Here is a 24,327-nt window from a genome sequence, read left to right on the forward strand (position 1 = left end):
GCCGATCAGGCGTCGTCGGTCTCGACCAGCTTCCAGTTGGGATCGTCGCTGCGCAGGTTGCGCGCAAAGGTCCAGACCTCGTGCGTCTCGACCGCGTCGGTCAGCGAGCCGGCGATCACATTGCCATCGGCGTCGCGGGTTACCGAAGAGATGTCGGCATCGAAGCGGACCGCGATCCGGGCCACGCGATTCTCGACCGCGGCGGCGACGATCGCGGCGCGCTCGATCGAGACCAGCCGGTTCTCGAGCACATGGCCGGCGGCCGCACGCTCGGCGATCGCCGCGGAGAAGCCCTCGCGGACCTCGTCATCGACCAGCCAGCCGAGCGTTTCGTCGTCACCCTTCCAATAGGCCTCGAGGATCATGCGATAGGCTGCCTTGGCGCCTTCGATGAACTGGGCGACGTCGAAGCTCGAATCGGCGCTGATCACCGACTTCAGCCCTGCCTCGGCGCCCTGCTCGATATTGCGGATGCCGGGCTCGCGCACCTCGGGCACCGCCTCGATCGGCTGGCGCATCGGCGGGATGGGCATGCGATCCTCGGCCGGCTTGGGCAAGGGCTGTTCGTGCCCGGTGCGCTTGCCGAGCACCGCATAGAGGCGCAGCGCAAGGAAAGCCGCCACACACAAGAACAGAATGACGTAAACCACCATGCCTCCGAAAAGCTCGTTACCCATTACATAGGCTCAAGCGCTCCGCGTTTCAAATCGGCGCTGAGACCGTCCGCTACGGGGCCCGTTGAACTGCTGCCAAGCCCCTGCTAGGCGCGGCGCTCGCATCAACGCGCGGCGTGCGCGAAACTATCCGGACGAAAAGGGAAATATCTGATGGCCGAGCCCGAATTTGGCGAGCCCGTTGCAAATGGCGAAGACACGGCACCCGCAGTCGGCGTGCTGTCGCAATATGTGAAGGACCTCTCGTTCGAGAACCCCAACGCTCCGGCCATCTATCAGGTCCCGTCGCCGAATCCGTCGGTCGATATCCAGTTCAATATCGGCCAGGGCCAGGTCGGCGAGGAAGTCTATGAGGTCGTCCTCAAGATCGATGCGCGCTGCAATTTCGGCGATCAGGTCGCCTATGTCGTCGACCTGAGCTTCGCGGGCCTGTTCGGCCTGCGCAACATCCCTGCGGACCAGGTCGATCCGTTCCTGCTGGGCGAAGCACCCCGCATCCTGTTCCCCTTCGCCCGCCGCGTGCTGGCCGATGCCGTCCGTGACGGCGGCTTCCCGCCGCTGATGCTCGAGCCGATCGACTTCGGCGGCCTGTATCTGCAGCGCCTCGAGCAGCAGGCTGCCCTGGCGACTCAGGAAACCGCCGGAGAGGCCTGAGCCCTCCGGTTTCGGGGACGGCGGCGCATGCGCTCGCCGTCCCTCGTTCCGCACTCATCCATGACGAGAGCCGCATGAACCTTGCGAAAACCCTGGGTTCGGTCGGTGGGCTGACCCTCGTCAGCCGTGTCCTCGCTCTGGTGCGCGACTCGCTCCAGGCGACCTTTGTCGGCGCAAGCTTCGCCTCGGACGCCTTTCTCGTCGCCTTCCGCCTGCCCAACATGTTCCGCGCGCTGTTCGCCGAAGGCGCGTTCTCGGCAGCGTTCATCCCGATGTTCAACAAGCGGGTGGCCGAGGGCGGCGACCCGTCGGCGGGCTATCTCTTCGCCGAACGCGCGCTGTCGGTGCTCTTCCCGATCCTGGTCGCCTTCACCGTCGTGATGCTGATCGCCGCCTGGCCGCTCACCTGGGCGCTGTCGGGCGGGTTCAAGGATCCCACGCCCCACCAATTCGCCTTCGCGGTCACCCTGTCGCGGATCACCATCCCCTATCTGGCGCTGATCACCCTGGTGTCGCTGCTGGGTGGGATTCTCAATTCGCTGAACCGCTTCTGGGTGAATGCCGCGGCGCCGATCCTGCTCAACATGGCGATGATCGCGGGTCTGCTCTTCTTTCACGGCGCCGATCCGTACGAGACCGCACGGGTCCAGGCGATCTCGGTCACCGCCGGCGGCGCGCTGCAGCTTGCATGGCTGGTCTTCGCCTGCCGCAGTGCTGGCGTCCGGCTGCGGCTGCGCATGCCCAAGGTCGACGACGATGTCCGCCAGCTGATGAAGCTGATGCTCCCCGCCGCGCTGGGCGCCGGCGCGACGCAGATCAATCTGGCGGTATCGACCGCGCTCGCCGGATCGATGCTCGAGGCCGGGTCGATCTCGTACATCTATTATGCCGACCGGCTGAACCAGCTGCCGCTCGGCCTGATCGGCATCGGTCTCGGCACCATCCTGCTCCCCACCCTGTCGCGCCTCCTGGCCAGCGGCAAGCAGGACGAGGCGATGGAGACGCAGAATCGCGGGATCGAGCTTGCCTTGTTCCTGACGCTGCCGGCGATGGCGGCGCTGATGATCTCGGCCGAGCCGATCATCCGCGGGCTGTTCCAGCACGGCGCCTTTACCGCCGAGGATACGGTCAAATGCGCTTGGGCGCTCGCCGCCTTCTCGATCGGCCTGCCCGCCTATGTCCTCGTGAAGGTGCTGACGCCCGGCTATTATGCCCGCGAGGATACCCGGACCCCGGTCCGCTATGCGACGATCTCGATCGGCGTGAACCTGGTCGGCAACCTGATCCTGATCCCGTGGATTGGTCATGTCGGGCCGCCGCTGGCGACCGCGATCGCGGCGCTGGTCAATGTCGCCCTGCTGTATGCCACGCTGCGCAAACGCGGGCATTTCGCGGCGGACGACCGGCTGGTCCGCCGCCTGCCGCGGCTGGCACTGGCGGCATTGCTGATGGGCGCCGCGCTGTTCGGGCTGGACCGGCTGCTCGATCCCTATCTGACCGGCACCTTCCTGATCCGCTCGCTCGCGCTCGGCGTGCTTGTCGCGGGCGGCACGGCGATCTACGGCATCGCCTGCTTCGTGACGCGCGCCTTCACGATCGGCGACCTCCGGTTGCTGATGCGCAAGCGCGGAGCCAAGGCCTAGTTCAACCAGGAAAACTCCATGCGCATCCTTTCGGGCATCCAGACCACCGGCAATCTGCACCTCGGCAATTATCTGGGGGCGATCAAGCAGTGGGTGGCGATGCAGGACGAGATGGAAGCGCAGGGCAGCGAGTGCCTGTTCTTCCTGGCCGACCTGCACGCGCTGACCGGCACCGTCACGCCGCAGGAACTGGCCAACTCGACGATCGAGATGGCGGCGACGCTGCTGGCGGCGGGGATCGACGACCGCTCGATCCTGTTCAACCAGTCGCGCGTGCCCGCCCATGCCGAACTGTGCTGGATCCTTCAGGGGACCGCGCGGATGGGCTGGCTGAACCGCATGACCCAGTGGAAGGACAAGGCGGGCAAGAATCGCGACGGCGCCAGCGTCGGGCTGTTCACCTATCCGGTGCTGCAGGCGGCCGACATCCTGGTCTATCGCGCGACGCACGTTCCCGTGGGCGAAGACCAGAAGCAGCATCTGGAACTGACCCGCGACGTGGCGACCAAGTTCAACCAGGATTTCGGCGTCGAGCTGTTCCCCCTGCCCGAGCCGTTGATCAGCAAGGCGGCGCCGCGGATCATGAGCCTGCGCGACGGCGGGGCGAAGATGTCCAAGTCCGATCCGTCCGACCTGTCGCGGATCAACCTGATCGACAGCGACGACACGATCGTGGCCAAGCTGCGCAAGGCGAAAACCGATGCCGAGCCGCTGCCCGAATCGTTCGACGCGCTGGCCGAGCGGGCCGAGGCCCGCAACCTGGTGACGATCTACGCCGCCCTGTCCGATCGCTCGCCGCAATCGGTGGTCGAGGAATTCGCCGGCCAGGGATTCGGCGCGTTCAAGCCGGCGCTGGCCGACCTCGCGGTCTCGGTTCTGGGACCGATTCGCGAGCGGCTGGTGCAGTTGTTGAACGATCGTACGGCAGTGGGCGCGGAACTGGCGAAGGGCGCGGCCAAGGCGCAGGCGCTGGCGGCGCCGACGCTGAAGGCGGCGCAGCAGGCCGTGGGGCTGCAGGTCTGATGCGCGGCGCGGCACTGGCCCTCGCCGCTTCGCTTGCGGCAACGATCGTGCCGGCAGCGGCACAGCAGGCGCCGGTACAGACCCAGGCGACGACACGCCCGGACGCCCGGCGGGCGGTGCTGATCTTCACCAAGACCGCCGCGTTTCGCCACGACAGCATTCCGGACGCGGTTCGCGCGCTGAGCGACCTGGCCGAGAAGCGTGGCTGGCGCGCGGTGGCGTCGGAGGACAGCGCGCTGTTCACCCCCGATTCGCTGGCCCGGTTCGACGTGATCGTCTTCGCCAGCGCGACCGGCGATCTTCTATCGGCCGAACAGCGCCAAGCGTTCGAGTCCTGGCTCGCGGCCGGGCATGGCTTCGTCGCGCTCCACGGCGCCGGCGACGGCAGCCATCCCGACTGGTATTCGCGGATGATCGGAACCGGTCCCTATACCGGGCACCCGGGCGGCGCGGACCAGTTCCAGACCGGCAACCTCATCCTGCTCGATCGCACCCACCCTGCAACCCGGCACCTGCCGCGGCGCTGGCGCTGGACCGAGGAATATTACGCCTATGCCAGCCCGCCGCGCGCCGATGCGCACATCCTGGCGCGGCTGGACGAGACCGGCATGCGGTTCGAACCGAAGCAGGTGATGGGCGACAGGCACGCGCTGATCTGGTGGCGGTGCGAGGGGCGCGGGCGGATCTTCTATTCGGCGCTGGGCCATCGCGGGGAGACGTGGCGCGACCCGGCGCATGTGCGCATGCTCGACGGCGCGCTCGCCTGGGCGGGGCGCAAGGCCGGCAAGGGGTGCTGAGGCGCTAGCCACGTCATCCCAGCCCAACCCGGAACCCTCGGCACCTCACGTCCCGGACCACGGGCCAATGCCCGAGCCGGGACATGAGGCCCGACTCAGGCTTTCAGGATAAAGGACGGGCGGGCCCAGGCACTACTACCAGGGGTGACGCGGATTTTCAGGCGTTCTCGAGCTGACGCATCAGCGTACGGACCGCGCTGTCGATCTCGATATCCTTGCCGCGCAGGTCCTCGATCCGCCGGACGGCGTGGATCACGGTCGAATGGTCGCGATTGCCGAACTTGCGGCCGATCTCGGGCAGCGAGCGGGTGGTCAGCCGCTTGGCCAGATACATGGCGATCTGACGCGGACGCGCGATCGCCACGGCGCGGCGCTCGGAGATCAGGTCGATCTGCTTGACCTCGAAGTGGCTCGACACCGCGCGCTGGATCTCGTCGATCGTGATGCGGCGCTGGGTGGCGCGGAGCACCTCGCCCAGCGTCTGGGTCGCGAAGTCGATCGTGATCGGCTCTGCGTTCAACTGGGCATAGGCGACGAGACGGTTCAGCGCGCCTTCCAGCTCGCGAACGTTCGAGGTGATCCGGGCGGCGAGCAGCTCGACGACATCGGCCGGCATCGCGACCTGCGGCATGTCCTTCAGCTTCGCCATCAGGATCGCACGACGCAGGTCGAGCTGCGGCTGCTGGATGTCGGCGACCAGGCCCGAGCCCAGGCGGCTGACCAGCCGCGGCTCGAAGCCCTCGAGCGCCTGGGGCGCCCGGTCGGCCGCGACCACAAGCCGCTTGCCGGCACCCATGAACTCGTTGACCGTGTGGAAGAACTCTTCCTGGGTCGCGTCCTTGCCGCCGATGAACTGAAGATCGTCGATCATCAGCAGGTCGACCGAGCGCAGCCGGGTCTTGAACGCATGGGTGTCGCGGGCACGCAGCGCCTGGACGAACTCGAACATGAAGCGCTCGGCCGGCATGTAGATCGCCGTGGCGCCGGGATTCGCCGCCAGGAAGGCCTGTCCGATCGCGTTCATCAGGTGGGTCTTGCCCTGCCCGGTACCCGAATGGAGATAGAGCGGGCTGAACAGCGGATTGCCCGCGCCGGCCAGCGTCAGCGACGCGTTGAACGCGACGCGATTCGTGGTGTCGACGACGAATCGCTCGAAGCTGAAGCGCGGGTCGAAGGCGGGACGCTCGCCGACCGCGACCGGGGCGGCGGCCAGTACCGGAGCCTCGGCGGTCAGGACGCGCTTGGGCTGTTCCTCGATCGCCTCGACCGTGACGCTGACGACGTCGGGAAGCACCGCGCGGAATTCGAGCAGGAGGCGCTCGCCATAATGGTTGCGCACCCACTGCGCCATGAAGGCGGACGGCAGCCCCAGGCGGACGACTTCGGACGTGCTCTCGTCGACCAGCTCGACCGGCTTGAGCCACTGGTCGAACAGGCGCTGTCCCGCCGAGCGGCGCAGATTGGCACGGACATGAGCCCAGGCCTTCGCAACCGCGATGGTGTCGTTCGTTTCCAAGGCTCGTACTTCCGCCATGTGTTTCGCCACCCCTCCTGACCGCGGAGCATTCGCCCCCTCCGCGTCCGATCCGTGCGGGCACAAGCAATCCCATTGCCGGAATCACTCCCGGCGTGGGATGCTCGAAACTCGCTATGACCCCGGTGCGGTTTGCCGCCGGGAGGGACGTTCTAGGCGGCTTTTTTTGAGTCGCACAAGTCCGCGACCTGTAAAGATTCTGAAATAGATCGCTTGACTCGACGAACCCTAGGGAATCCGTCCGGATATTTAACAAGCACTTGATCTGTAACGATTTTATCGATCAATCTGCGCATTATTGCAGGTTGATTACATACCGAATCGCGGTGTTTCCGTGACTTAGCGGGGATCGCTGCGATTCGTGCCTGAAGTAGCTGCAAGAAGACGCAAAAAACCCGCCAGGCGCGAGCCCGGCGGGTTTTTTTGTTACGATAGAATGACGCTTAAGCGAGCGCTTGGACGCGCTTGTTCAGGCGCGAATACTTCCGCGAAGCCGTGTTCTTGTGGAACACGCCCTTGGCAACGCCACGGGCCAGTTCCGGCTGGACGATGGCGAGCGCAGCGGTCGCCGCAGCCTTGTCACCGGCGTCCAGGGCGCTCTCGACCTTCTTCACATAGGTCCGGATGCGGCTGACACGCGCACCGTTGATCTCTGCGCGGCGGTCGTTACGCCGGATACGCTTCTTCGCTTGCGGCGTATTCGCCATGCCGTCTGGTTCCTGCTCTTTTAGAAAGGCACGGGAAGAAGCCCATGCCGGGAAAGGCGAGCCCCTTAGCGTCTGAGACGATTCGGGTCAACCATCTGCGTCGCTACTTCTGGCACCTGGGGCACCAGAAGGTCGAACGCCCGCCGTCCACCCGCCTTTCCACTTTTCCGCCGCAACTGCAAGGCTGGCCCTCGCGGCCATAGACCTGCCAGTCCTTGGCGAAATAGCCCAGTTCGCCGTCGGGACGGGCATAATCGCGCAACGTCGATCCACCCGCGCGGATCGCCGCCTCCAGCACCTCGCGCACCGCATCCACCAGCCTGACCAGCCGTGCCTTGCCGACCTGACCGGCCGGCCTGGTCGGCGCGATTCGCGCCATGAACAGCGCCTCGCACACATAGATATTGCCGAGACCCGCGACGATTCGCTGGTCGAGCAGCAGCTGCTTGATCGGCGCGATCCGTCCGTCCAGCCGGGCCGCGAGATGCGCCGCGGTGAAGTCCGGCCCCAGCGGCTCCGGGCCCAGCGCCAGGAAGGGCGGCCATTCGGACAGCCGCTCGGTCGGCACCAGGTCAACCGAGCCGAAACGGCGCGGGTCGTTCAGCGCCAGCCGGTGCCGCGCGGTCTCGAGGATCAGATGGTCGTGCACCTGAGCATCGGCAGGATCGATTCGCCAGCGACCCGACATCCCCAGATGGAAGATCATCGTGTCGCCGCGGTCGGTCTCGATCAGCCCATATTTGGCGCGCCGCCCCAGGCCGGTGACGCGCGCGCCGGTCAGCCGCTGGCCGAGCCCCTCGGGAAAGGGGCGGCGCAGATCGGCGCGGTTGAGGATGACGCGGACGATCTGCTCGCCCTCCAGCACGGGAGCGAGACCGCGGACGGTCGTCTCGACTTCGGGAAGTTCGGGCATTGTCGCGCGGATATAGGGGCGTGCACGCCTTTCCGTCACCCCGGGGGCTCAATTGGCTTTGCACCCCTGCCCCGCGTCGCTAGAGCAGCGCCATGTCCGACACCGTCTCCTTCGGCTACGAAGACGTCGCCCCCGAGGAAAAGACCGCACGCGTCCGCGGCGTCTTTTCCAATGTCGCCTCCAAATACGACCTGATGAACGACGCGATGTCGGGCGGCCTGCACCGTCGGTGGAAGGATCGCTTCGTCCGCCGCGTGAAGCCGCGCAAGGGCGAGCATATCCTCGACATGGCCGGCGGCACCGGCGACATCGCCTTCCGCATGGTCGACAGCGACGCGGCCATCACCGTCGCCGACATCAACCCGGAAATGCTGGCGGTCGGAATGGAGCGCGCTGCCAAGCGCGGGCTGGACGGGCTGGTCTGGACCGAGGCGAATGCCGAGACGCTGCAATTCCCCGACCGGTTCTTCGATGCCTATACGATCGCGTTCGGCATCCGGAACGTCACCGACATTCCCAAGGCGCTTCGCGAGGCGCACCGCGTGCTCAAGCGCGGCGGCCGATTCTTCTGCCTCGAATTCTCGACCACCGAATGGCCGGGATTCGGCGAAGTCTATGACGCCTATTCACACCATCTGGTGCCCAAGCTGGGCCAGGCGCTGGCCGGCGATGCCGACAGCTATCGCTATCTGATCGAGTCGATCCGCCGCTTCCCCGACATGCCCACATTCGAGCGGATGATCGGCGAGGCGGGCTTCGTCCAGACCAAGGTCGAGCCGCTGCTGGGCGGACTGGTCGCGATCCACAGCGGCTGGAAGATCTGATGGTCCCCCTCTCTTCTCCCCTCCCGGATGCGGGAGGGGCCGGGGGAGGGCCTGTCCTGTCCCCCTTCTGTTACACGCCCTCCCCTAGCCCCTCCCGCAAGCGGGAGGGGAATCGATGACCTCGCCCGTCATCCATCTCTGGCGCCTGCTCAAATGGGGCCGCATCGTCGCCCGGCACGGCGCGTTGCGCGGGATCGAGCGCGATCCCAACACGCCGCGCCCGGTCCGGCGGCTCGCACGCATCGCCCGGTTCGGTGCGCGCATCCCGAAGGTGCCGCATTATGCCGACGCCTTCCAGGAGATCGGCCCGTCCGCGATCAAGCTGGGCCAGACCCTCGCCACCCGCCCCGACCTGGTCGGAGAGGAAGCCGCGCTCGACCTGATGCGGCTTCAGGACGCGCTGCCCCCGGTTCCGTTCGAGACGATTCGCGAGCGGATGCGAAGCAGCCTGGGACGGCCGCTGGAGACGCTGTTCTCAGAGATCGAGGAACAGCCGATCGGCGCGGCGTCCATCGCGCAGGTCCACCGCGCGGTGACCACCGACGGGCGCCGGGTCGCGATCAAGGTCCTGCGCCCGGGCATCGAGAGCGAATTCGCCAAGGCGATCGACACCTATGAATGGGCGGCCGCCCAGGTCGAGGCGATGGGCGGCGAAGCCGCGCGCCTGCGCCCGCGCCTGATCATCGAGACGTTCAAGCGCTGGACCGCGCGCGAGCTGGACCTGCGCCGGGAGGGGGCCTCGGCTTCCGAACTGGCGGAGAACATGACCGCCGAGCCGGACTATTATATCCCGCAGATCGATTGGCAGCGCACCACCGGCAAGGTGCTGACGCTCGAATGGATCGACGGCATCAAGCTGCGCGACCGCGATGCGCTGGTCGCCGCCGGCCATGACATGCACGCGCTGGCCGAGCGGCTAATCCGCGCCTTCCTGCGCCAGGCGATCTCCGACGGCTTCTTCCATGCCGACATGCACCAGGGCAATCTGTTCGCCCTGCCCGACGGCCGCATCGCCGCGATCGACTTCGGCATCATGGGCCGGATCGACCGCCGCGCGCGCGTCTGGCTGGCCGAGATCCTGTACGGCCTGATCACCGGCAACTACCGCCGCGTAGCCGAGATCCATTTCGAGGCGGGCTATGTGCCGCCGCACCATAATGTCGCCGAGTTCGCCACCGCGCTGCGCGCAGTCGGCGAGCCGATGCGCGGCCTGCCGGTGAAGGAGATGTCGGTCGGGTCGATGCTCGACGGGCTGTTCAACATCACCCGCGATTTCGACATGCAGACCCAGCCGCACCTGCTGTTGCTGCAAAAGACGATGGTGATGGTCGAGGGCGTCGCCCGCACGCTCGATCCCGACATCAACCTGTGGGAATCGGCGGCGCCGTTCATCCGCGAATGGATCCGCACCGAACTGGGTCCGGAAGCCAAGGTCGCCGACCGGCTGGTCGAGGATTTCCGCACGCTGACCCGCCTGCCCCAGCTGATTCGCAACATCGAGGCGCGCTATCCCACGCCGGGCGGCGCCCCGCCCGCGCCGCCGCTGCGCGAGATCGAGCGGATCCGCGTCATCGGCGGGTGGCGCTACATGGCGGTTGCGATCCTGAGCGCCGCGCTGACTGCAGCCGTAACGGTCTGGGCATTGGGATAGCGCAGTGGACGCGGCGGGCCTTGCGTGGCCCGCCGATTTCCGCATTGTGACGCCTTCAAAACGGGAGGTTGTTCATGTTGCGTCCGCTGCTCGCACTGTCCCTTTGCTCGGTCGCACTGCCCGCGCTCGCCCAATCCGCACCGCCTGCCCCGCCGCCCGCAGCGACTGCGCCGGCGGGTCCCAATCGGCTGTTCACCGGACAGGATCTGTTCGACCTGGAGATCGCGACCGACCCGCAGATCAGCCCGGACGGATCGAAGATCGTCTATGTCCGGCGGTCGAACGACATCATGACCGATCGCGCGCGCTCGACGCTGTGGCTGATCGACGTGGCGAGCGGTTCGCAGGAGCCGCTCGTCGCCGGTCCCGGCAATCATATGAGCCCGCGCTGGTCGCCGGACGGCAAGCGCCTGGCCTATGTCTCGACCGCGGACGGCGGCGGCGCGCAGCTTCATGTGCGCTGGATGGATCGCGGCGAGACCGCCCGGATCACCGGGCTTCCCGATTCGCCCGGAAGCATCGCCTGGTCCCCGGACGGGCGGCGGATCGCCTATATCCTGACCGTTCCCGGTGATGGGATGAAGCTCGGCAAGCCGCTGGCCAAGCCGGAGGGCGCGAAATGGGCCGAGCCGCTGGAGGTGATCGACAAGGTCAATTACCGCAACGATGGCGGCGGCTATGTGAAGCCCGGGTTCGACCATATCTTCATCGTCTCGGCCGATGGCGGCGCGCCGCGCCAGCTGACCTTCGGCGACATGCATGATGCAGGACCGCTGGCCTGGACGCCGGATGGCAAGGCGATCCTGTTCAGCACCATCCGCGGCAAGGACTGGGAGCGCAGCTTCAACTCGGAAGTGTACAGTCTCGACATCGACAGCGGCGCGATCCGCCCGCTGACGACCCGCGACGGCCCCGACGGCGCGCCGGTCATCTCGCCCGACGGCAGCCGGATCGCCTATCTCGGCTTCGACGATGCGCGGCGCAGCTACGAGAATACCGAGCTGTACGTCATGAACCGCGACGGCAGCGGCGCGCGGTCGCTGACGCCCGGCGCGGATGTCAGCATCGACAGCGCGCTGTGGGCCGCGGACGGCCGGTCGCTGCTGGTCAGCTATGAGAAATCGGGGATCGCCCGGGTCGCGCGGGTGTCGCTGGACGGCAAGCTGACCCAGCTTCCGTTCGAACTGGCCCCTGCCCAGCTCGATCGCCCCTATGCCGGCGGCAGCTTCACCGTGGCGCGGGGCGGCGCGATCGCCTTTACCGGCGGCAGCGCGCTGCGCCCCGCCGACATCCATGTGACCACCGGCGGCAATGATCGCCGCATGACGCGTCTGAACGAAGAGACGCTGGGGGCCAAGTCGCTCGGCCAGGTGCGGCGGGTCACGGCCAAGGCGCCCGACGGCCGTGAGGTCGAATCCTGGCTGACCACGCCGCCGGGCTATGTCGCCGGCACGCGGGTTCCCTTGATCCTGGAAATCCATGGCGGTCCGCACACCGCCTATGGTCCCTGGTTCGCGACCGACAACCAGCTCTATGCCGGCGCCGGCTATGCGGTGCTGTCGGTCAATCCGCGCGGATCGACCTCCTATGGCGAGGATTTCGCCAACCTCATCGACAAGAATTATCCCGGTCCCGACTATGACGACCTGATCGCGTCGGTCGATGCAGTGATCGCGCAGGGCGTGGCCGATCCCGACAATCTGTTCGTGACCGGCGGATCGGGCGGCGGCGTGCTGACCACCTGGATCGTCGGCAAGACCAACCGCTTCAAGGCGGCCGCGGCGCAGAAGCCGGTGATCAACTGGATCAGCGAGGCGCTGACGATGGACAACACCGTCTTCACCTCGCGCTACTGGTTCACCAAGCTGCCCTGGGAGGACCCGATGTCCTATTGGCAGCGCTCGCCGCTGAGTGTCGTCGGATCGATCTCGACCCCCACGCTGGTAGTGGTCGGCAGCGAGGATTACCGGACCCCGGTCAGCGAAAGCGAGCAGCTCTACGCCGCGCTCCAGATTCGCGGCATCCCCACCGCATTGGTGAAGGTGCCCGGCGCCAGCCATGGCGGTATTGCCGCCCGCCCATCGCAATCCGCAGCCAAGGCCGGGGCAATCCTGGCATGGTTCGACAAATATCGGACGAAGCCGGGCGGCGGGCAGTGAGGGCCTCGACCGCCGCCCCCGGTCGTTCCGGGGTAACCGCGAAGCGGAACCGGGGCGGCGTAGTTCGGGCTGAACATGCCCCCTGTCGCAACCGCTGCATGCCGCAGTGCTCGCGGGCGAGGGGATAGACGTGCGAACAGGGGATTGACTCGCGGCTCGTTACGGAAGCCTGTCGATCGCCGTTCCCGCTCCCGCCGAAAGTTGCTCGCTTGCCCGCATCCCATTCCTATGACGCGATCATTCTCGGCGGCGGCGCCGCAGGACTGATGTGCGCCGCGATCGCCGGCCAGCGCGGGCGGCGGGTGCTGCTGCTCGATCATGCCGACCAGGTAGGCAAGAAGATCCTGATTTCCGGCGGCGGGCGGTGCAACTTCACCAATATCGGCGCCGCCCCCGACCGCTACCTTTCGCAGAACCCGCATTTCGCCAAGTCGGCGCTCAGCCGCTACACCGCGCACGACTTTCTCGACCTGGTCGAGCGCCACCGCATCGCCTGGCACGAAAAGACGCTGGGCCAGCTGTTCTGCGACGGATCGGCGCGCCAGATCGTCGACATGCTGCTCGACGAATGCGCGCGCGGCCCGGTCGACATCGTCACCGGCCGCGCGGCGGGCGAGGTCGGCCATGCCGATGGCCGTTTCCGCGTCGACGATGCCGAGGCGCCGTCGCTGGTGATCGCCACCGGCGGCCCGTCGATCCCGAAGATGGGCGCGACCGGCTTCGCCTACGACCTTGCGCGCCGCTTCGGCCTCAAGGTGGTCGAGCCCCGTCCGGCGCTCGTCCCCCTGACGCTCAGCGGCGAGGAAGCGTTGTTCCGCGAGCTTTCCGGCGTCTCGACCGATGTCGTCGCAGCCGCGGGCAAGGCGCGCTTCCGCGAGGCCGCGCTGTTCACCCATCGCGGCCTGTCCGGCCCCGCGATCCTCCAGGTGTCGAGCTATTGGCGCCACGGCGATCCGATCGCCATCGACTTCCTGCCCGACGCCGCGCCGGGCTGGCTGACCGCCGCCAAGAAGGCGCGCCCGCGCACGACGCTGCGCAAGCTGCTCGACGAGGCGCTGCCCGGTCGCCTGGCCGAGACGCTGGCCGACCGGATCGGCCTGGCACAGGAACTCGCCAACAGCCCCGACCGCGCGCTCGCCGATGCCGAGCGCCGGCTGGCGGCCTGGTCGTTCCGCCCCAACGGCACCGAAGGCTATGCCAAGGCGGAAGTCACCGTCGGCGGCATCGACACCGCCGCGCTCAGCTCGCAGAAGATGGAGGCCCGCAAGGTCCCCGGCCTCTACGCGATCGGCGAGGCGGTCGACGTGACCGGCTGGCTCGGCGGCTATAACTTCCAATGGGCCTGGGCCAGCGGCGTCGCCGCGGGCCAGGCGGTGTAAGCGCAGCGCGGACGCGCCCGGTCAGTCGGCCGGCACCCCACGCCAGCGCCGCTTTTCGATACGCCGGACATTCGCCAGGTCCTTCAACGACGCGAGATAGCGACCGAGCAACGCCAGTTCGTCGTCCGCCTCGTCGCCTTCATAGGGTCGTGGATAGATCGCGTTGCCATAGTTGCGGATGCACTTGGCCGGCGTGTCGTCGACGATCAGGACCCGATCGAGGTGCCAGCCGGCCCGGCGCACCTTGCTGAGCGGCTTGACGTACTGAAGGTGATCCCAGGGATCGTGGAACATGGCGTCGTCATAGGATGGCGACGTGCGCCGAAGCGTGGCGCGGCTGCGCCCCCAGATGAACTTCAGCCGATCGGGTTCGGGGAAAATAAGCGCGACGACCGCAGCGACATAGTCGTCCGAGGCGGACGACCACACGGCGAGATCATAATCCTGCGCGCACCCGTCGAGGAATTCGGCAAGATGCGGCCGCCGATAGACATGATAGCCGTAGACGACGAAGTCGGCCGGCCGTTCCAACGGCGTCTCGCGCGCATGGATCAGCGTCTCGTCGAGGTCGAGGATGAGCAGGGTCCGGTCGGAGGGCTTGGGCCCGCGCGCGATCGTCTTCATGCCTCGTTCCTTGCCCAGCCACCGCGATCGGGCAAGTCGCAACGGACGGGTTTCCGCCACCGGCTCCACGAAGCAGATCAATCCGCCTGACCCCCGCTCGCGTCGTTGCCCGCAGGGCGGGAAATCCGCCCCTTCCCTGCCCTAAGGGAAAGTTCAGTCTTGCCCTTGCGCCCTCATGCGCCCATGTGGGCGGTTCCATGACATTCGAGTCCCTCCCTGCGCTTCTCGGCGAAGCGCTTTCCGCGCGCGGCTATTCCGCGCCCACTCCCGTCCAGGCAGCCGTGCTCGAGCCGGAGGCAGAAGGGCGCGACCTGATCGTCTCCGCGCAGACCGGCTCCGGCAAGACCGTCGCCTTCGGCCTCGCCATGGCGGCGCAGCTGCTGCAGGGCGAGCGCGTCGAGCCCAGCCGCGAGCCGCTGGCGCTGATCATCGCGCCCACGCGCGAACTGGCGCTTCAGGTCAGCCGCGAGCTGATGTGGCTCTACGGCAATGCCGGCGCCCGCATCGCCACCTGCGTCGGCGGGATGGACGCATCGAAGGAGCGCCGCGCGCTCAGCCACGGCGCGCATATCGTCGTCGGCACCCCCGGCCGCCTGCGCGACCATCTCGAACGCGGCGCGCTCGACCTGTCGGCGCTGCGCGTCGCCGTGCTCGACGAGGCCGACGAGATGCTCGACATGGGCTTCCGCGAGGATCTGGAAGAAATCCTCGACGCGACCCCGTCGGAGCGCCGCACGCTGCTGTTCTCGGCGACGATGCCCAAGCCGATCGTCGCGCTGGCCCGCCGCTATCAGCGCGACGCGCTGCGCATCTCGACGGTGGGCGAGGATCGCGGCCATGGCGACATCTCGTACCAGGCAGTGCCGGTCAGCCCGTCCGACATCGAGCATGTGGTCATCAACCTGCTGCGCTTCCACGAGGCGGAGACGGCGATCCTGTTCTGCGCCACGCGCGACAATGTCCGCCGCCTGCACGCCACGCTGGTCGAGCGCGGCTTCGCCGCGGTCGCGCTGTCGGGCGAGCATTCGCAGTCCGAGCGCAACCATGCGCTCCAGGCGCTGCGCGATCGCCGGGCGCGCGTGTGCGTCGCCACCGACGTTGCGGCACGCGGCATCGATCTGCCGACGCTCAGCCTGGTGGTCCATGTAGAGCTGCCGCGCGATGCCGAGACGCTTCAGCACCGTTCGGGCCGCACCGGCCGCGCGGGCAAGAAGGGCACCGCCGTCCTGATCGTCCCCTATCCGCGCCGCCGCCGCGTCGAGCAGGTGCTGCGCGGTGCGCGGATCGCGTTCGAATGGATCGATCCCCCCACGCCCGAGACGATCCGCGCACAGGATCGCGAGCGGCTGCTGACCACCCTGCTCGAGCCGATCGAATTCGACGACGAGGATCGCGCGCTGGGCGAGCGCCTGCTCGCCGAGCGCAGCCCCGAGGACATCGCCGCGGCGCTGGTCCATTCCTATCGCGGCAAGCTGCCCGAGCCCGAGGATCTGATCGACCGCTCGCATTCGGACAATCGCGAGGAGCGCCAGTCGCTCCACCGTCCCGGATTCGACGAGGTCAGCTGGTTCCGCATGGACATCGGCCGTCGCCAGAACGCCGATCCGCGCTGGATCCTGCCGCTGCTGTGCCGGCGCGGCCACATCACCAAGAACGAGATCGGCGCGATCCGCATCGGACCGAGCGAAACCTTCTTCCAGGTCCCGACCGCGATCGCCGCCAAGTTCAGCGCCGCGCTGCTGCGCACGGCGGACGAACATGGCGAGGACGAGAATGGCGTCCGCATCGAACCGTCGCCCACCGGCCCCGGCGAGGATGGCGGCCGTCCGCAGCGGGGCGGCCCGAACCGGCCGATGGGCAATCGCCCGCCGCGCCCGACCGGCCCCAGCCGCCCTGCCGGCGGCCCGCCGCGCCACCACGCCAAGCCGTTCCGCAAGGGCCCGCGCCCATAGTGAGCCTGCGCGTCCTGGTCGATGCCGACGCCTGCCCGGTGAAGGAAGAGATTTACCGGGTCGCCTGGCGCCACGAGGTGCCGGTGACCCTGGTCGCCAACAGCTGGCTGCGCATCCCGCAGCACCCGCTGCTCGATCGGGTGACGGTCAGCGACGGGTTCGACGCGGCGGACGACTGGATCGCCGAGCAGTCGAGCCCGGACGCGGTGGTGATCACCGCCGACATCCTGCTGGCCGACCGCGCGCTGAAGGCCGGCGCCACGGTGCTGGCGCCCACCGGCAGGCCGTTCACCGCCAACTCGATCGGCAGCGCGATCGCCACCCGCGCGATCATGGCCGACCTGCGCGCCGGCGGCGAACAGCTCGGCGGCCCGGCCCCCTTCTCGAAGACCGACCGCTCCGCCTTCCTCCAGACGCTGGACCGCACGCTGGTCGCGCTGAAGCGCCGCTGAGCGGTCCGGACCGCGCGAGCAGCGCCTCTCCGGCGTTCGCAAAGTGGGGGATGGGACGCCGGGCTTCCCTCTCCCGCATGGACGCAGGAAGGGAACCACCCCTTCGGCAGCGTCGCTAGGACGCGCCGATCGCCTTCGGCCTCCCGTCGCGATCGACCGACACCATCGTGAAGGCAGCGGATGCGGCGCAGCGGCGCTCGCCGGTCAGGAGGACTTCCGCCCAGAGTTCGACACCGATCAGCACCGAACTGCGCCCGGTCATCCGCACCTCGGCCCGAAGTTCGACCATTTCGCCCGCCCGGATCGGCGCGACGAAATCGATCCGGTCCGACGCCGCCATCACCATCACGGCGCGCGCGTGGCGGGTGGCGGCGAGGAAGGCGGCCTTGCCCATCATCTTCAGCGCGTCGCCGCCATAGAGCGTTCCATAGTGATTGGTCTGGGGCGGGAAGACCATGTCGGCATAGCGCAGGACGCCGCCCGCCTCGCCATCCGGCTCCAGACCGGTCGGGAGCGGCGGGAGCGGACCTCGGTCGGCTACCAGCGTGAAGCGCCCGCGCGTGCACAGCCGGCGCTCGCCGCTGACCGGCGCCTCCGCGATCAGCTCGATCGCGACGTCGAGCGAGCGGGTGCCGACGCGCACCACCCGCCCGACCGCCTCGACGATCTCGCCCACGCGGCCCGGCGCGGCGAAATCGATCTTCTCCGACGAGGCGGTGACGAAGGACGCCCGGCCGTGGCGCGACGCGGCGAGGAACGCCACCTTGTCCATATGCGCAAGCGCGGCCCCGCCGAACAACGTGCCATGATGGTTGGCATCGCCCGGAAAGATCATGTCGATGATCCGGACGACTCCGTTCCCGGCCTCCGCCACCGCCATGGTCAGGCTTCCACCCGGGCTTCGCCGCGCAGCGTGCGTGCCGCCGCGACCATCGCCTCGATCGCCGAGCGCACCTCGGGCCATTTGCGCGTCTTGAGCCCGCAATCCGGGTTCACCCACAGCTGCGACCGGTCGAGATGCTGCTGCGCCAGCCGCATCAGCGCGACCATCTCGTCCTGTCCGGGCACGCGCGGCGCGTGGATGTCGTACACGCCGGGCCCGATCGCGGCGGGATAGCGGTAGCGGGCGAAGCCCTCCAGCAACTCCATCTGCGACCGTGCGGTCTCGATCGAGATCACGTCGGCGTCCATCGCCCCGATCGAGGGCAGGATGTCGTTGAACTCCGAATAGCACATATGCGTGTGGATCTGGGTCGCGTCCCCGACCCCGGCGGCGGAGATGCGGAAGCACTCGACCGCCCAGTCCAGATAATGCTGCCACTCGCGGTGGCGCAGCGGCAGACCCTCGCGCAGTGCGGCCTCGTCGACCTGGATCGCCCTTGCCCCCGCCGCTTCCAGGTCGAGTACCTCGTCGCGAATCGCCAGTGCGATCTGGCGGCACGATGCCTCGCGCGGCTGATCGTCGCGCACGAAGCTCCAGTTCAGGATCGTGACCGGACCGGTCAACATCCCCTTGACCGGCCGTTCGGTCAGCGACTGGGCATAGCGCCACCACTCGACCGTCATCGCGCTCGGCCGCGACACGTCGCCATAGAGAATCGGCGGCCGGACGCAGCGCGAGCCATAGCTCTGGACCCAGCCGCTGACGGTGAAGGCGAAGCCCGAGAGCCGCTCGCCGAAATATTGCACCATGTCGTTCCGCTCGAACTCGCCATGGACCAGCATGTCGAGCCCGACCTCCTCCTGCCAGCGGATCGCGCGCGCCGTCTCGTCGCGGAGGAACGCATCATACCCTGCCGCGTCCAGTTCGCCGCGATTGAAGCGGGCGCGGGCGCCGCGGACCGCCTCGGTCTGCGGGAAGGACCCGATCGTGGTGGTCGGGAAGTCGGGCAGGTCGAGGACCACGGCCTGGGCAGCCGCCCGCGTGGCGACATCGCCCTCGCGCTCGAACAGGGCCGGGGTGATGCCGGAGACCCGTCCTGCGACCGTCGCGTCGTGGATCAGCGGCGAGGTGCGCCGTGCGATCGCCGCCCGGCGCGAGTCGGCCAGCGCCTCCGCGACATGCTCGCGTCCCTCGTTGAGGGCGCGCTTCAGGATCGCCAGTTCCTCGACCTTCTGCACCGCGAAGGCCAGCCACTGGGTCAGTTCGGGATCGAGCCTGCGCTCCAGCGCCAGATCGACCGGCACGTGCAGCAGCGAGCAGGATGGCGCCAGCACCAGGTCGCGGATCGCCGCGATCGGCTCGATCCGCGCCAGCAGCGCGTCGAGATCGGTGCGCCAGATATTGCGCCCGTCGATCACGCCCAGGGACAGCAGCAGATCCTTCGGCGCCACCTTCAGCAGCGCGTCGATCTGGCCCGGTGCGCGGACCAGATCGACATGGAGTCCGGCGACGGGGAGCGCCGCGGCAAAGCCGAGATTGTCCTCCAGTCCGCCGAAATAGGTGGTCAGCATCAGCTTCACCCCCGGCCGGGCGAGACGGGCATAGGCGCGCGTCAGGGCCCGGCGCTGGATGTCGGACAGGTCGGTGACCAGGATCGGCTCGTCGATCTGGACCCATTCCGCCCCGGCCTGGCCGAGATGGCCGAGGATCACGCCGTAGAGACTGACGACCTCGTCCAGAAACTCGAACGGATCGACCCCGCGACCCTTGGCGAGGCTCAGCCAGGTGACGGGCCCCAGCAGGACCGGCCGCGTCTCGAACCCCTGGGCCCGTGCCTCACGATAGTCGTCGAGGACCTTCAGCCGGTTGAGCGCAAGCTTCTGCCCCGGCACCAGTTCGGGGACCATGTAGTGATAGTTGGTGTCGAACCATTTGGTCATCTCGCAGGCCGTCAGGCTGGCCTCGCCCGCCCCCGCGCCGTGATCATGGCCGCAGCCGCCGGACGCCGCGCCGGCGGTGCCGCGCGCCATCGCGAAATAGGTCGACAGATCGGCCTCGCCGTCCCCCGTGCGATAGCGTTCGGGGATCGCGCCCAGCATCACGCTGGTGTCGAGCACATGGTCGTAGAGCGAGAAGTCGCCCGAGGGCAGCCAGTCGGCTCCCAGCGCCCTTTGCCGCGCCCAGGCGGCGGTTCGCAGGCCGGACGCAGACTCGAGCAAATCCGACTCGCCGGTCTTCCCGGACCAGAAATTCTCGAGCGCGGTCTTCAGTTCGCGGCGCGGGCCGATGCGCGGAAAGCCCAGAGTGGCAATGGAGACGGTCATGATCTTCAACCCCGAAGAATGGGGCGGAGACCCGGCACCGGACACAGGCAGGCAGGGACGGACAGGAGTCCGGCCGCAGCGCGCAAGCGGCCAGACCGGGCACCCCGCCGGTGGACGTTATCGCGTCAAAGGCAGGTCTCCTGGCTTGCGGGTCAGCGCGGACGGTCTGGCCTTCCCGGCGAGCGAACCCGCCAGTGACACGTGATGACCGCCGCTCGCCGCTTACAGTTGCGGGGGCAGCGCCGGACTTTCACCGGCTTCCCGTCTTAGCTCCGGCGCGGCAATGCCGGCCGGAGAACCTCGACACCCAAAGCATCGCGAAGCGCGGCCCGCGCGTCAAGGGTCATATAAAGAATTCTTTATATGACCCTTAGCGACTACCTCAGGCCTTCAGGCTGCTAGCGATCGTGGTCGCCAACGACGTGGTCGGACGGCCGATCAGTCGCGACAGCGCCCCGCCTTCGTCGAACAAGGCGCCGTTCGCCGCCGCCGCATCCGAATTGGCGATCGTGTCGGCGACCGGCTCGGGCAGGCCGGCCTGGACCAGCGCGCCGCGATAGTCGGCCTCGGACAGGTTCACATAGGGAATCTCGCGACCCGCCTGGCGTGACAGCTCGGCGGCGAACTCGGCGAGCGTGAAGCCGTGATCGCCTGCCAATTCGTGGACCACATCCTCTCCCTCGGCATCTCCGATCAGCGCGGCCGCGGCCGCCACGGCATAATCCTCTCGCGCAGCGGCCGAAATCCGGCCCTCGCCCGCGGCGCCCAGAAAGCCGTCATGCTGGAGCGCCGGCGGGATCGAAGCGGCATGGTTCTCGGTATACCAGCCGTTGCGCAACAGGGTGGTCGGGATGCCGCTGGCGCGCAGCAGCGCCTCGGTTTCACGATGCTCGTCGGCAAGGCCCAGCGTGGACCGGTCGGCATGCAGCACGCTGGTATAGGCGATCCGCTTCACCCCCGCACGCTTTGCGGCGTCGATGACATTGGCGTGCTGAGGCACCCGCGTGCCGACGGCGTTCGACGAGATCAGCAGGAGCCGATCCGCGCCGGCCAGCGCGGTATCGAGCGTATCGGGCTTCTCATAATCCCCTGCCCGTACCTCGATGCCTTCGGGAAAGGCGCCAGGAGCCTTGTCGGGATTGCGGACGACCGCGACCACCGCGGCCGGCCCGACGCGTCGGGCGAGTTCCGCCACGACATGCCGGCCGAGCTGGCCGGCGGCGGCGGTCACGAAATAGCGGGTCTGTTCAGCAGGCATGGGACAACTCCGGTCTCGATTTTCGACATGGTCTCAGATAGAGACCAAATCAGGATCCGAAAGACGGCACGTGGCCGTCACCTGGTTACCACGGAGAAACCATGGACGCGACCGAGGCGCTGGGCGCAAGGTTCGAGACCTGGCAGCAATTCGAGTTCGACGAGTCCCGCTGCGCCGTGCGCGGGCTGCTCGACCGGATCGGCGATCGCTGGTCGATGCTGCTGCTGTGCGCGCTGGCCGCAGGGCCGCGGCGGTTCAGCGCGCTCGCCCGGCTCGTGCCCGACATCTCGAAGCGGATGCTGACCCAGACGCTGCGCATCCTGGAAGCCGACGGGCTGGTCCATCGCGAGGTGCGGCCGACCGTTCCCCCCAGCGTCACCTATTCGCTCACCCCGCTCGGACGGAGCTTCACCGTGCCGCTGCTGGGCCTGATCGACTGGGCCGAGGCGCATTTCGCGCAGGTCGTCGAGGCACGCGAACGCAGGGCCGCGGCCGCTTGAGGCCATAAGTTCGACTGCGTGACTGACTTGCAGGCTTTGGGTCAACGCACGACGATCATCCGCCATCCAGTTCGGAGATACGACCCAGAATAAGATCTTGATGCTGATAGATCTCGATCGGATCGAGAATCGGATGTTTCGTCTCGTCCTTTCCGACGAAGCTGCCAAAGTATCGAGCCGTCGGGCTGTTGAAGTGCATCCGCGCGATCGTCTTGCGGTTGTTGTCGTCCAGCAGGATCGCACAATAGGACTTTGCATCCCGGATAACGATGCGCTTCGGATCGACCTGACGCGCCCCGATCGCCCGAACAATATTGAAGCCGGAAATTTCATCCTCCGTCGTGATGATTTCCCCTTCCTCGGTGGGTGCGGCTTCGGCCTGTGGCACCTCCTCGACGGGGTTGGACGCACTTAGTGCAGATGTCAGGCGCTCATTCACGCGATCGCGTATCAACGCGGATACCGACGCCACGATCAGCGCTTGAAAATTCTCTTTCACTGCAGCGGTGATCCGAGCGCTCGAAACCCGCGACGCGATCATGCGCACGAATTCATCCGACGGCTCCTGAAACTCCTTTTGCAATTCGCGATACACGAGCGTCTGCATCTTCAGATTGCCCGCCTCCTGCACGATCTTGTCGATATCGAACGCGGCCTTCGTGAACCGCTCAAGGGTCCGGATATCCTGCTTGCGGATCGCGTCGAGCTGGAAGGTGAAGAACGGCCGATCATCCATCTTGTTCGGCGTGTCGATATCGGAAAAGAATTTATACACGACACCGTTCGTCAGAACCGCGACTCGCGTGTCCGTAGTGGTAAAATAGCGGAACAACTGCGAAGCATGGTTGATGCTGAGCTCGACACTGGCCGGCTTGCACTCCACCAGCATCATCACCTTACCGGCGCTACACACTGCGTAATCGACCTTTTCTCCTTTCTTTGTGCCCACGTCACACGTGAACTCCGGAACCACCTCTGAAGGATTGAAAGGGTTATATCCGAGCGCAGCCAAGAATGGCATCACCAGAGCATTCTTGGCGGCCTCCTCAGTCAGAAGGACCTCACGGTGATCCTTTACGACTTTGGCCAACTCAGCCAGCTTCGCCTCAAGTTCCATGACACCCCCTGCTATTTCATCGGCAGATTATCGCGACACTAGCGACTTTCAACTCCTCAATTGCAGTGAGGTATGGCTAAACTGCTGCGAACGTGTCGCTACGCGATGTCTCGACACCCCCTCCCCGGCGCGTGTAGTCCGCGGGCATGTCGCGTTCGGCGCCCCTCTGGCTGTCTGCCCCCACCCGGTTCGCCGCGCTGACGCGTTGGCAGGCACGCGTGGCAATCCTCGTCATCCTCGCCGTGCTGGCGCTGACGATCACCGCACTGGCGGTGCCGACGCCCGAGGCGCTGGATGCCGCCACCGGCGGCGAGCGCCATCAGACCGACCTGATGCTGTACGATGCGATCGCCGCGGGCGTTCGTGGCGGCGGAAATTATTACGCGGTTGCGGCCGATGCGATGCGGGCGGGCGGATATCCGCTCAAGCCGTTCCTGACCATGCGGCTGCCGGCGCTGGCCAGCGTCCTCGCCGCCCTGCCGCTCTGGGCAGCGCCGCTGCTCCAGTTGCTGCTGGTCCTGTGCGTGGCCGCGACCTGGATGCTGCGGTTGCACGGGGCGCTGGGACGCAGCCTGCCGATGCTGGTGGGCGGAATCCTGCTCGCCGGGTCGATGCTCGCCTTCATCCAGCCGGGACTGATCAGCTTTCACGAGATCTGGGCCGGGCTGCTCGTCGCCTGGTCGCTGGGGTTGCGCCGACCGGGGCGCTGGGTCGAGCCGGCGGCGATCGCGCTGGCGGCGATGCTGATCCGCGAGACCGCTTCGCTCTATGCGGTGATCATGCTGGTCTTCGCGTGGCGCGATGGCGAGCGGCGCGAAGCGATGGGCTGGACGCTCGTGCTCGCCCTGTTCGGCGTTGCCCTCGCCTTCCATGCATGGGCAGTGACCGGGCTTGCCGGACCGCTCGACGCGCGGTCGCCGGGATGGCTCGGGCTCGAGGGCATCGGGCTGTTCGTCAAGTCGATCGTGCTGGGAACGGCACTGCAACTCGCCCCGTTATGGCTGGGGGCGCTGCTGGTCGGGGCGTCGGCGATCGGCTGGGCATCGTGGCGCGATCCGCTGGCCGCACGGATGATCGCCATTATCGCGGCCTATGGCGCGCTGATCTCGATTTTCGCGCGGATCGACACCTTCTACTGGGGCCTGATGGTCGCCCCGGTCTTTCTCCTCGGCCTGATCTTCCTGCCCGACGCGCTGCGCGATCTTGTTGCCCAGGCGACCGAGAAGCGCCGGATCACCGTCACGCGAGTGGCACGATGA

Annotated in this window: 21 protein-coding genes and 1 riboswitch; of the genes, 12 read left to right on the forward strand and 9 right to left on the reverse strand. The window is 67.5% G+C overall.

Annotated features, from left to right (window positions below; all coding sequences use genetic code 11):
* Window positions 1-5 precede the first annotated feature (5 nt).
* Window positions 6-653 carry a Tim44/TimA family putative adaptor protein gene (locus tag TPR58_RS10340; RefSeq protein WP_346246689.1) on the reverse strand — a complete coding sequence of 216 codons (648 nt, stop codon included), beginning with the start codon at window positions 651-653 and terminating at the stop codon, window positions 6-8.
* Window positions 654-827: 174 nt separating this feature from the next.
* Here TPR58_RS10340 and secB point away from each other — a divergent pair, with 174 nt between their 5' ends.
* The 4 genes from secB to TPR58_RS10360 all read left to right on the forward strand — a co-directional run bounded on the left by secB (window position 828) and on the right by TPR58_RS10360 (window position 4,791).
* The gene (secB, locus tag TPR58_RS10345) at window positions 828-1,328 is read left to right on the forward strand and encodes a protein-export chaperone SecB (RefSeq protein ID WP_346246569.1); all 501 of its coding nucleotides are present in this window, start codon (window positions 828-830) and stop codon (window positions 1,326-1,328) included.
* A gap of 74 nt (window positions 1,329-1,402) precedes the next feature.
* Window positions 1,403-2,971 (forward strand): murein biosynthesis integral membrane protein MurJ, encoded by a 1,569-nt coding sequence (gene murJ, locus TPR58_RS10350; protein ID WP_346246570.1) that lies wholly within the window; start codon window positions 1,403-1,405, stop codon window positions 2,969-2,971.
* Window positions 2,972-2,989: 18 nt separating this feature from the next.
* Window positions 2,990-3,994 (forward strand): tryptophan--tRNA ligase, encoded by a 1,005-nt coding sequence (gene trpS, locus TPR58_RS10355; RefSeq protein ID WP_346246571.1) that lies wholly within the window; start codon window positions 2,990-2,992, stop codon window positions 3,992-3,994.
* Window positions 3,994-4,791: a ThuA domain-containing protein gene (locus TPR58_RS10360; RefSeq protein ID WP_346246572.1), complete on the forward strand. Its 798-nt coding sequence runs from the start codon at window positions 3,994-3,996 to the stop codon at window positions 4,789-4,791. The genes trpS and TPR58_RS10360 overlap by 1 nt, the downstream gene beginning before the upstream one ends.
* Window positions 4,792-4,948: 157 nt before the next feature.
* Here TPR58_RS10360 and dnaA read toward each other — a convergent pair whose 3' ends face one another.
* From dnaA to mutM, 3 genes are all read right to left on the reverse strand, one after another.
* The gene (gene dnaA / locus TPR58_RS10365; RefSeq protein WP_346246573.1) at window positions 4,949-6,325 is read right to left on the reverse strand and encodes a chromosomal replication initiator protein DnaA; all 1,377 of its coding nucleotides are present in this window, start codon (window positions 6,323-6,325) and stop codon (window positions 4,949-4,951) included.
* Window positions 6,326-6,768: 443 nt separating this feature from the next.
* The gene (gene rpsT / locus TPR58_RS10370) at window positions 6,769-7,032 is read right to left on the reverse strand and encodes a 30S ribosomal protein S20 (RefSeq protein WP_346246574.1); all 264 of its coding nucleotides are present in this window, start codon (window positions 7,030-7,032) and stop codon (window positions 6,769-6,771) included.
* A gap of 103 nt (window positions 7,033-7,135) precedes the next feature.
* Window positions 7,136-7,945 carry a bifunctional DNA-formamidopyrimidine glycosylase/DNA-(apurinic or apyrimidinic site) lyase gene (gene mutM / locus TPR58_RS10375; protein ID WP_346246690.1) on the reverse strand — a complete coding sequence of 270 codons (810 nt, stop codon included), beginning with the start codon at window positions 7,943-7,945 and terminating at the stop codon, window positions 7,136-7,138.
* Window positions 7,946-8,037: 92 nt separating this feature from the next.
* Here mutM and TPR58_RS10380 point away from each other — a divergent pair, with 92 nt between their 5' ends.
* The 4 genes from TPR58_RS10380 (at window position 8,038) to TPR58_RS10395 (ending at window position 13,958) form a co-directional block, all read left to right on the forward strand.
* Window positions 8,038-8,769 (forward strand): class I SAM-dependent methyltransferase, encoded by a 732-nt coding sequence (locus TPR58_RS10380; RefSeq protein WP_346246575.1) that lies wholly within the window; start codon window positions 8,038-8,040, stop codon window positions 8,767-8,769.
* A 115-nt stretch (window positions 8,770-8,884) separates the two neighbouring features.
* Window positions 8,885-10,420 carry a 2-polyprenylphenol 6-hydroxylase gene (ubiB, locus tag TPR58_RS10385; RefSeq protein WP_346246576.1) on the forward strand — a complete coding sequence of 512 codons (1,536 nt, stop codon included), beginning with the start codon at window positions 8,885-8,887 and terminating at the stop codon, window positions 10,418-10,420.
* Between the two features lie 74 nt (window positions 10,421-10,494).
* Window positions 10,495-12,579, forward strand: a complete 2,085-nt coding sequence (locus TPR58_RS10390) for a S9 family peptidase (RefSeq protein ID WP_346246577.1) — start codon at window positions 10,495-10,497, stop codon at window positions 12,577-12,579.
* Window positions 12,580-12,845: 266 nt separating this feature from the next.
* Window positions 12,846-13,958 (forward strand): BaiN/RdsA family NAD(P)/FAD-dependent oxidoreductase, encoded by a 1,113-nt coding sequence (locus TPR58_RS10395; protein WP_428835709.1) that lies wholly within the window; start codon window positions 12,846-12,848, stop codon window positions 13,956-13,958.
* 21 nt (window positions 13,959-13,979) lie between these two features.
* Here TPR58_RS10395 and TPR58_RS10400 read toward each other — a convergent pair whose 3' ends face one another.
* Window positions 13,980-14,582: an NIF family HAD-type phosphatase gene (locus tag TPR58_RS10400; protein WP_346246579.1), complete on the reverse strand. Its 603-nt coding sequence runs from the start codon at window positions 14,580-14,582 to the stop codon at window positions 13,980-13,982.
* A 197-nt stretch (window positions 14,583-14,779) separates the two neighbouring features.
* On the opposite strand from TPR58_RS10400, the gene TPR58_RS10405 reads away from it, so the two are divergent.
* Together TPR58_RS10405 and TPR58_RS10410 are read left to right on the forward strand one after the other, a co-directional pair.
* The gene (locus TPR58_RS10405) at window positions 14,780-16,534 is read left to right on the forward strand and encodes a DEAD/DEAH box helicase (protein ID WP_346246580.1); all 1,755 of its coding nucleotides are present in this window, start codon (window positions 14,780-14,782) and stop codon (window positions 16,532-16,534) included.
* 5 nt (window positions 16,535-16,539) lie between these two features.
* Window positions 16,540-16,986: a YaiI/YqxD family protein gene (locus TPR58_RS10410; RefSeq protein ID WP_346246691.1), complete on the forward strand. Its 447-nt coding sequence runs from the start codon at window positions 16,540-16,542 to the stop codon at window positions 16,984-16,986.
* A gap of 115 nt (window positions 16,987-17,101) precedes the next feature.
* Here the strand turns inward: TPR58_RS10410 and TPR58_RS10415 are convergent, their stop codons facing one another.
* The 3 genes from TPR58_RS10415 to TPR58_RS10425 all read right to left on the reverse strand — a co-directional run bounded on the left by TPR58_RS10415 (window position 17,102) and on the right by TPR58_RS10425 (window position 21,451).
* Window positions 17,102-17,866: an acyl-CoA thioesterase gene (locus tag TPR58_RS10415; RefSeq protein ID WP_346246581.1), complete on the reverse strand. Its 765-nt coding sequence runs from the start codon at window positions 17,864-17,866 to the stop codon at window positions 17,102-17,104.
* Window positions 17,867-17,868: 2 nt separating this feature from the next.
* A complete protein-coding gene (metE, locus tag TPR58_RS10420) occupies window positions 17,869-20,193 on the reverse strand; it encodes a 5-methyltetrahydropteroyltriglutamate--homocysteine S-methyltransferase (RefSeq protein WP_346246582.1) in 2,325 nt (774 codons plus the stop codon).
* Between the two features lie 113 nt (window positions 20,194-20,306).
* Window positions 20,307-20,511, reverse strand: a riboswitch (cobalamin riboswitch).
* Window positions 20,512-20,575: 64 nt separating this feature from the next.
* Complete coding sequence (locus TPR58_RS10425; RefSeq protein ID WP_346246583.1) at window positions 20,576-21,451, reverse strand: SDR family oxidoreductase; 876 nt, start codon at window positions 21,449-21,451, stop codon at window positions 20,576-20,578.
* Window positions 21,452-21,552: 101 nt separating this feature from the next.
* Between TPR58_RS10425 and TPR58_RS10430 the strand changes: the two genes are divergently transcribed.
* Complete coding sequence (locus tag TPR58_RS10430; protein ID WP_346246584.1) at window positions 21,553-21,951, forward strand: winged helix-turn-helix transcriptional regulator; 399 nt, start codon at window positions 21,553-21,555, stop codon at window positions 21,949-21,951.
* Window positions 21,952-22,006: 55 nt separating this feature from the next.
* Here TPR58_RS10430 and TPR58_RS10435 read toward each other — a convergent pair whose 3' ends face one another.
* Window positions 22,007-23,068 (reverse strand): type I restriction endonuclease, encoded by a 1,062-nt coding sequence (locus tag TPR58_RS10435; protein WP_346246585.1) that lies wholly within the window; start codon window positions 23,066-23,068, stop codon window positions 22,007-22,009.
* 218 nt (window positions 23,069-23,286) lie between these two features.
* Between TPR58_RS10435 and TPR58_RS10440 the strand changes: the two genes are divergently transcribed.
* The gene (locus tag TPR58_RS10440) at window positions 23,287-24,327 is read left to right on the forward strand and encodes a hypothetical protein (protein ID WP_346246586.1); all 1,041 of its coding nucleotides are present in this window, start codon (window positions 23,287-23,289) and stop codon (window positions 24,325-24,327) included.

The sequence above is a fragment of the Sphingomonas rustica genome (assembly GCF_039652585.1).
Lineage (GTDB): Bacteria > Pseudomonadota > Alphaproteobacteria > Sphingomonadales > Sphingomonadaceae > Sphingomonas > Sphingomonas rustica.

Coding starts and splice junctions, on each gene's coding strand:
- TPR58_RS10405 (WP_346246580.1), top strand. CDS start 14,780: ATGACATTCGAGTCCCTCCCTGCGCTTCTCGGCGAAGCGCTTTCCGCG.
- secB (WP_346246569.1), top strand. CDS start 828: ATGGCCGAGCCCGAATTTGGCGAGCCCGTTGCAAATGGCGAAGACACG.
- TPR58_RS10425 (WP_346246583.1), bottom strand. CDS start 21,451: ATGCCTGCTGAACAGACCCGCTATTTCGTGACCGCCGCCGCCGGCCAG.
- TPR58_RS10380 (WP_346246575.1), top strand. CDS start 8,038: ATGTCCGACACCGTCTCCTTCGGCTACGAAGACGTCGCCCCCGAGGAA.
- TPR58_RS10360 (WP_346246572.1), top strand. CDS start 3,994: ATGCGCGGCGCGGCACTGGCCCTCGCCGCTTCGCTTGCGGCAACGATC.
- dnaA (WP_346246573.1), bottom strand. CDS start 6,325: ATGGCGGAAGTACGAGCCTTGGAAACGAACGACACCATCGCGGTTGCG.
- mutM (WP_346246690.1), bottom strand. CDS start 7,945: ATGCCCGAACTTCCCGAAGTCGAGACGACCGTCCGCGGTCTCGCTCCC.
- TPR58_RS10390 (WP_346246577.1), top strand. CDS start 10,495: ATGTTGCGTCCGCTGCTCGCACTGTCCCTTTGCTCGGTCGCACTGCCC.
- rpsT (WP_346246574.1), bottom strand. CDS start 7,032: ATGGCGAATACGCCGCAAGCGAAGAAGCGTATCCGGCGTAACGACCGC.
- TPR58_RS10400 (WP_346246579.1), bottom strand. CDS start 14,582: ATGAAGACGATCGCGCGCGGGCCCAAGCCCTCCGACCGGACCCTGCTC.
- TPR58_RS10430 (WP_346246584.1), top strand. CDS start 21,553: ATGGACGCGACCGAGGCGCTGGGCGCAAGGTTCGAGACCTGGCAGCAA.
- TPR58_RS10340 (WP_346246689.1), bottom strand. CDS start 653: ATGGTGGTTTACGTCATTCTGTTCTTGTGTGTGGCGGCTTTCCTTGCG.
- TPR58_RS10395 (WP_428835709.1), top strand. CDS start 12,846: ATGTGCGCCGCGATCGCCGGCCAGCGCGGGCGGCGGGTGCTGCTGCTC.
- murJ (WP_346246570.1), top strand. CDS start 1,403: ATGAACCTTGCGAAAACCCTGGGTTCGGTCGGTGGGCTGACCCTCGTC.
- TPR58_RS10415 (WP_346246581.1), bottom strand. CDS start 17,866: ATGGCGGTGGCGGAGGCCGGGAACGGAGTCGTCCGGATCATCGACATG.
- trpS (WP_346246571.1), top strand. CDS start 2,990: ATGCGCATCCTTTCGGGCATCCAGACCACCGGCAATCTGCACCTCGGC.
- metE (WP_346246582.1), bottom strand. CDS start 20,193: ATGACCGTCTCCATTGCCACTCTGGGCTTTCCGCGCATCGGCCCGCGC.
- TPR58_RS10435 (WP_346246585.1), bottom strand. CDS start 23,068: ATGGAACTTGAGGCGAAGCTGGCTGAGTTGGCCAAAGTCGTAAAGGAT.
- ubiB (WP_346246576.1), top strand. CDS start 8,885: ATGACCTCGCCCGTCATCCATCTCTGGCGCCTGCTCAAATGGGGCCGC.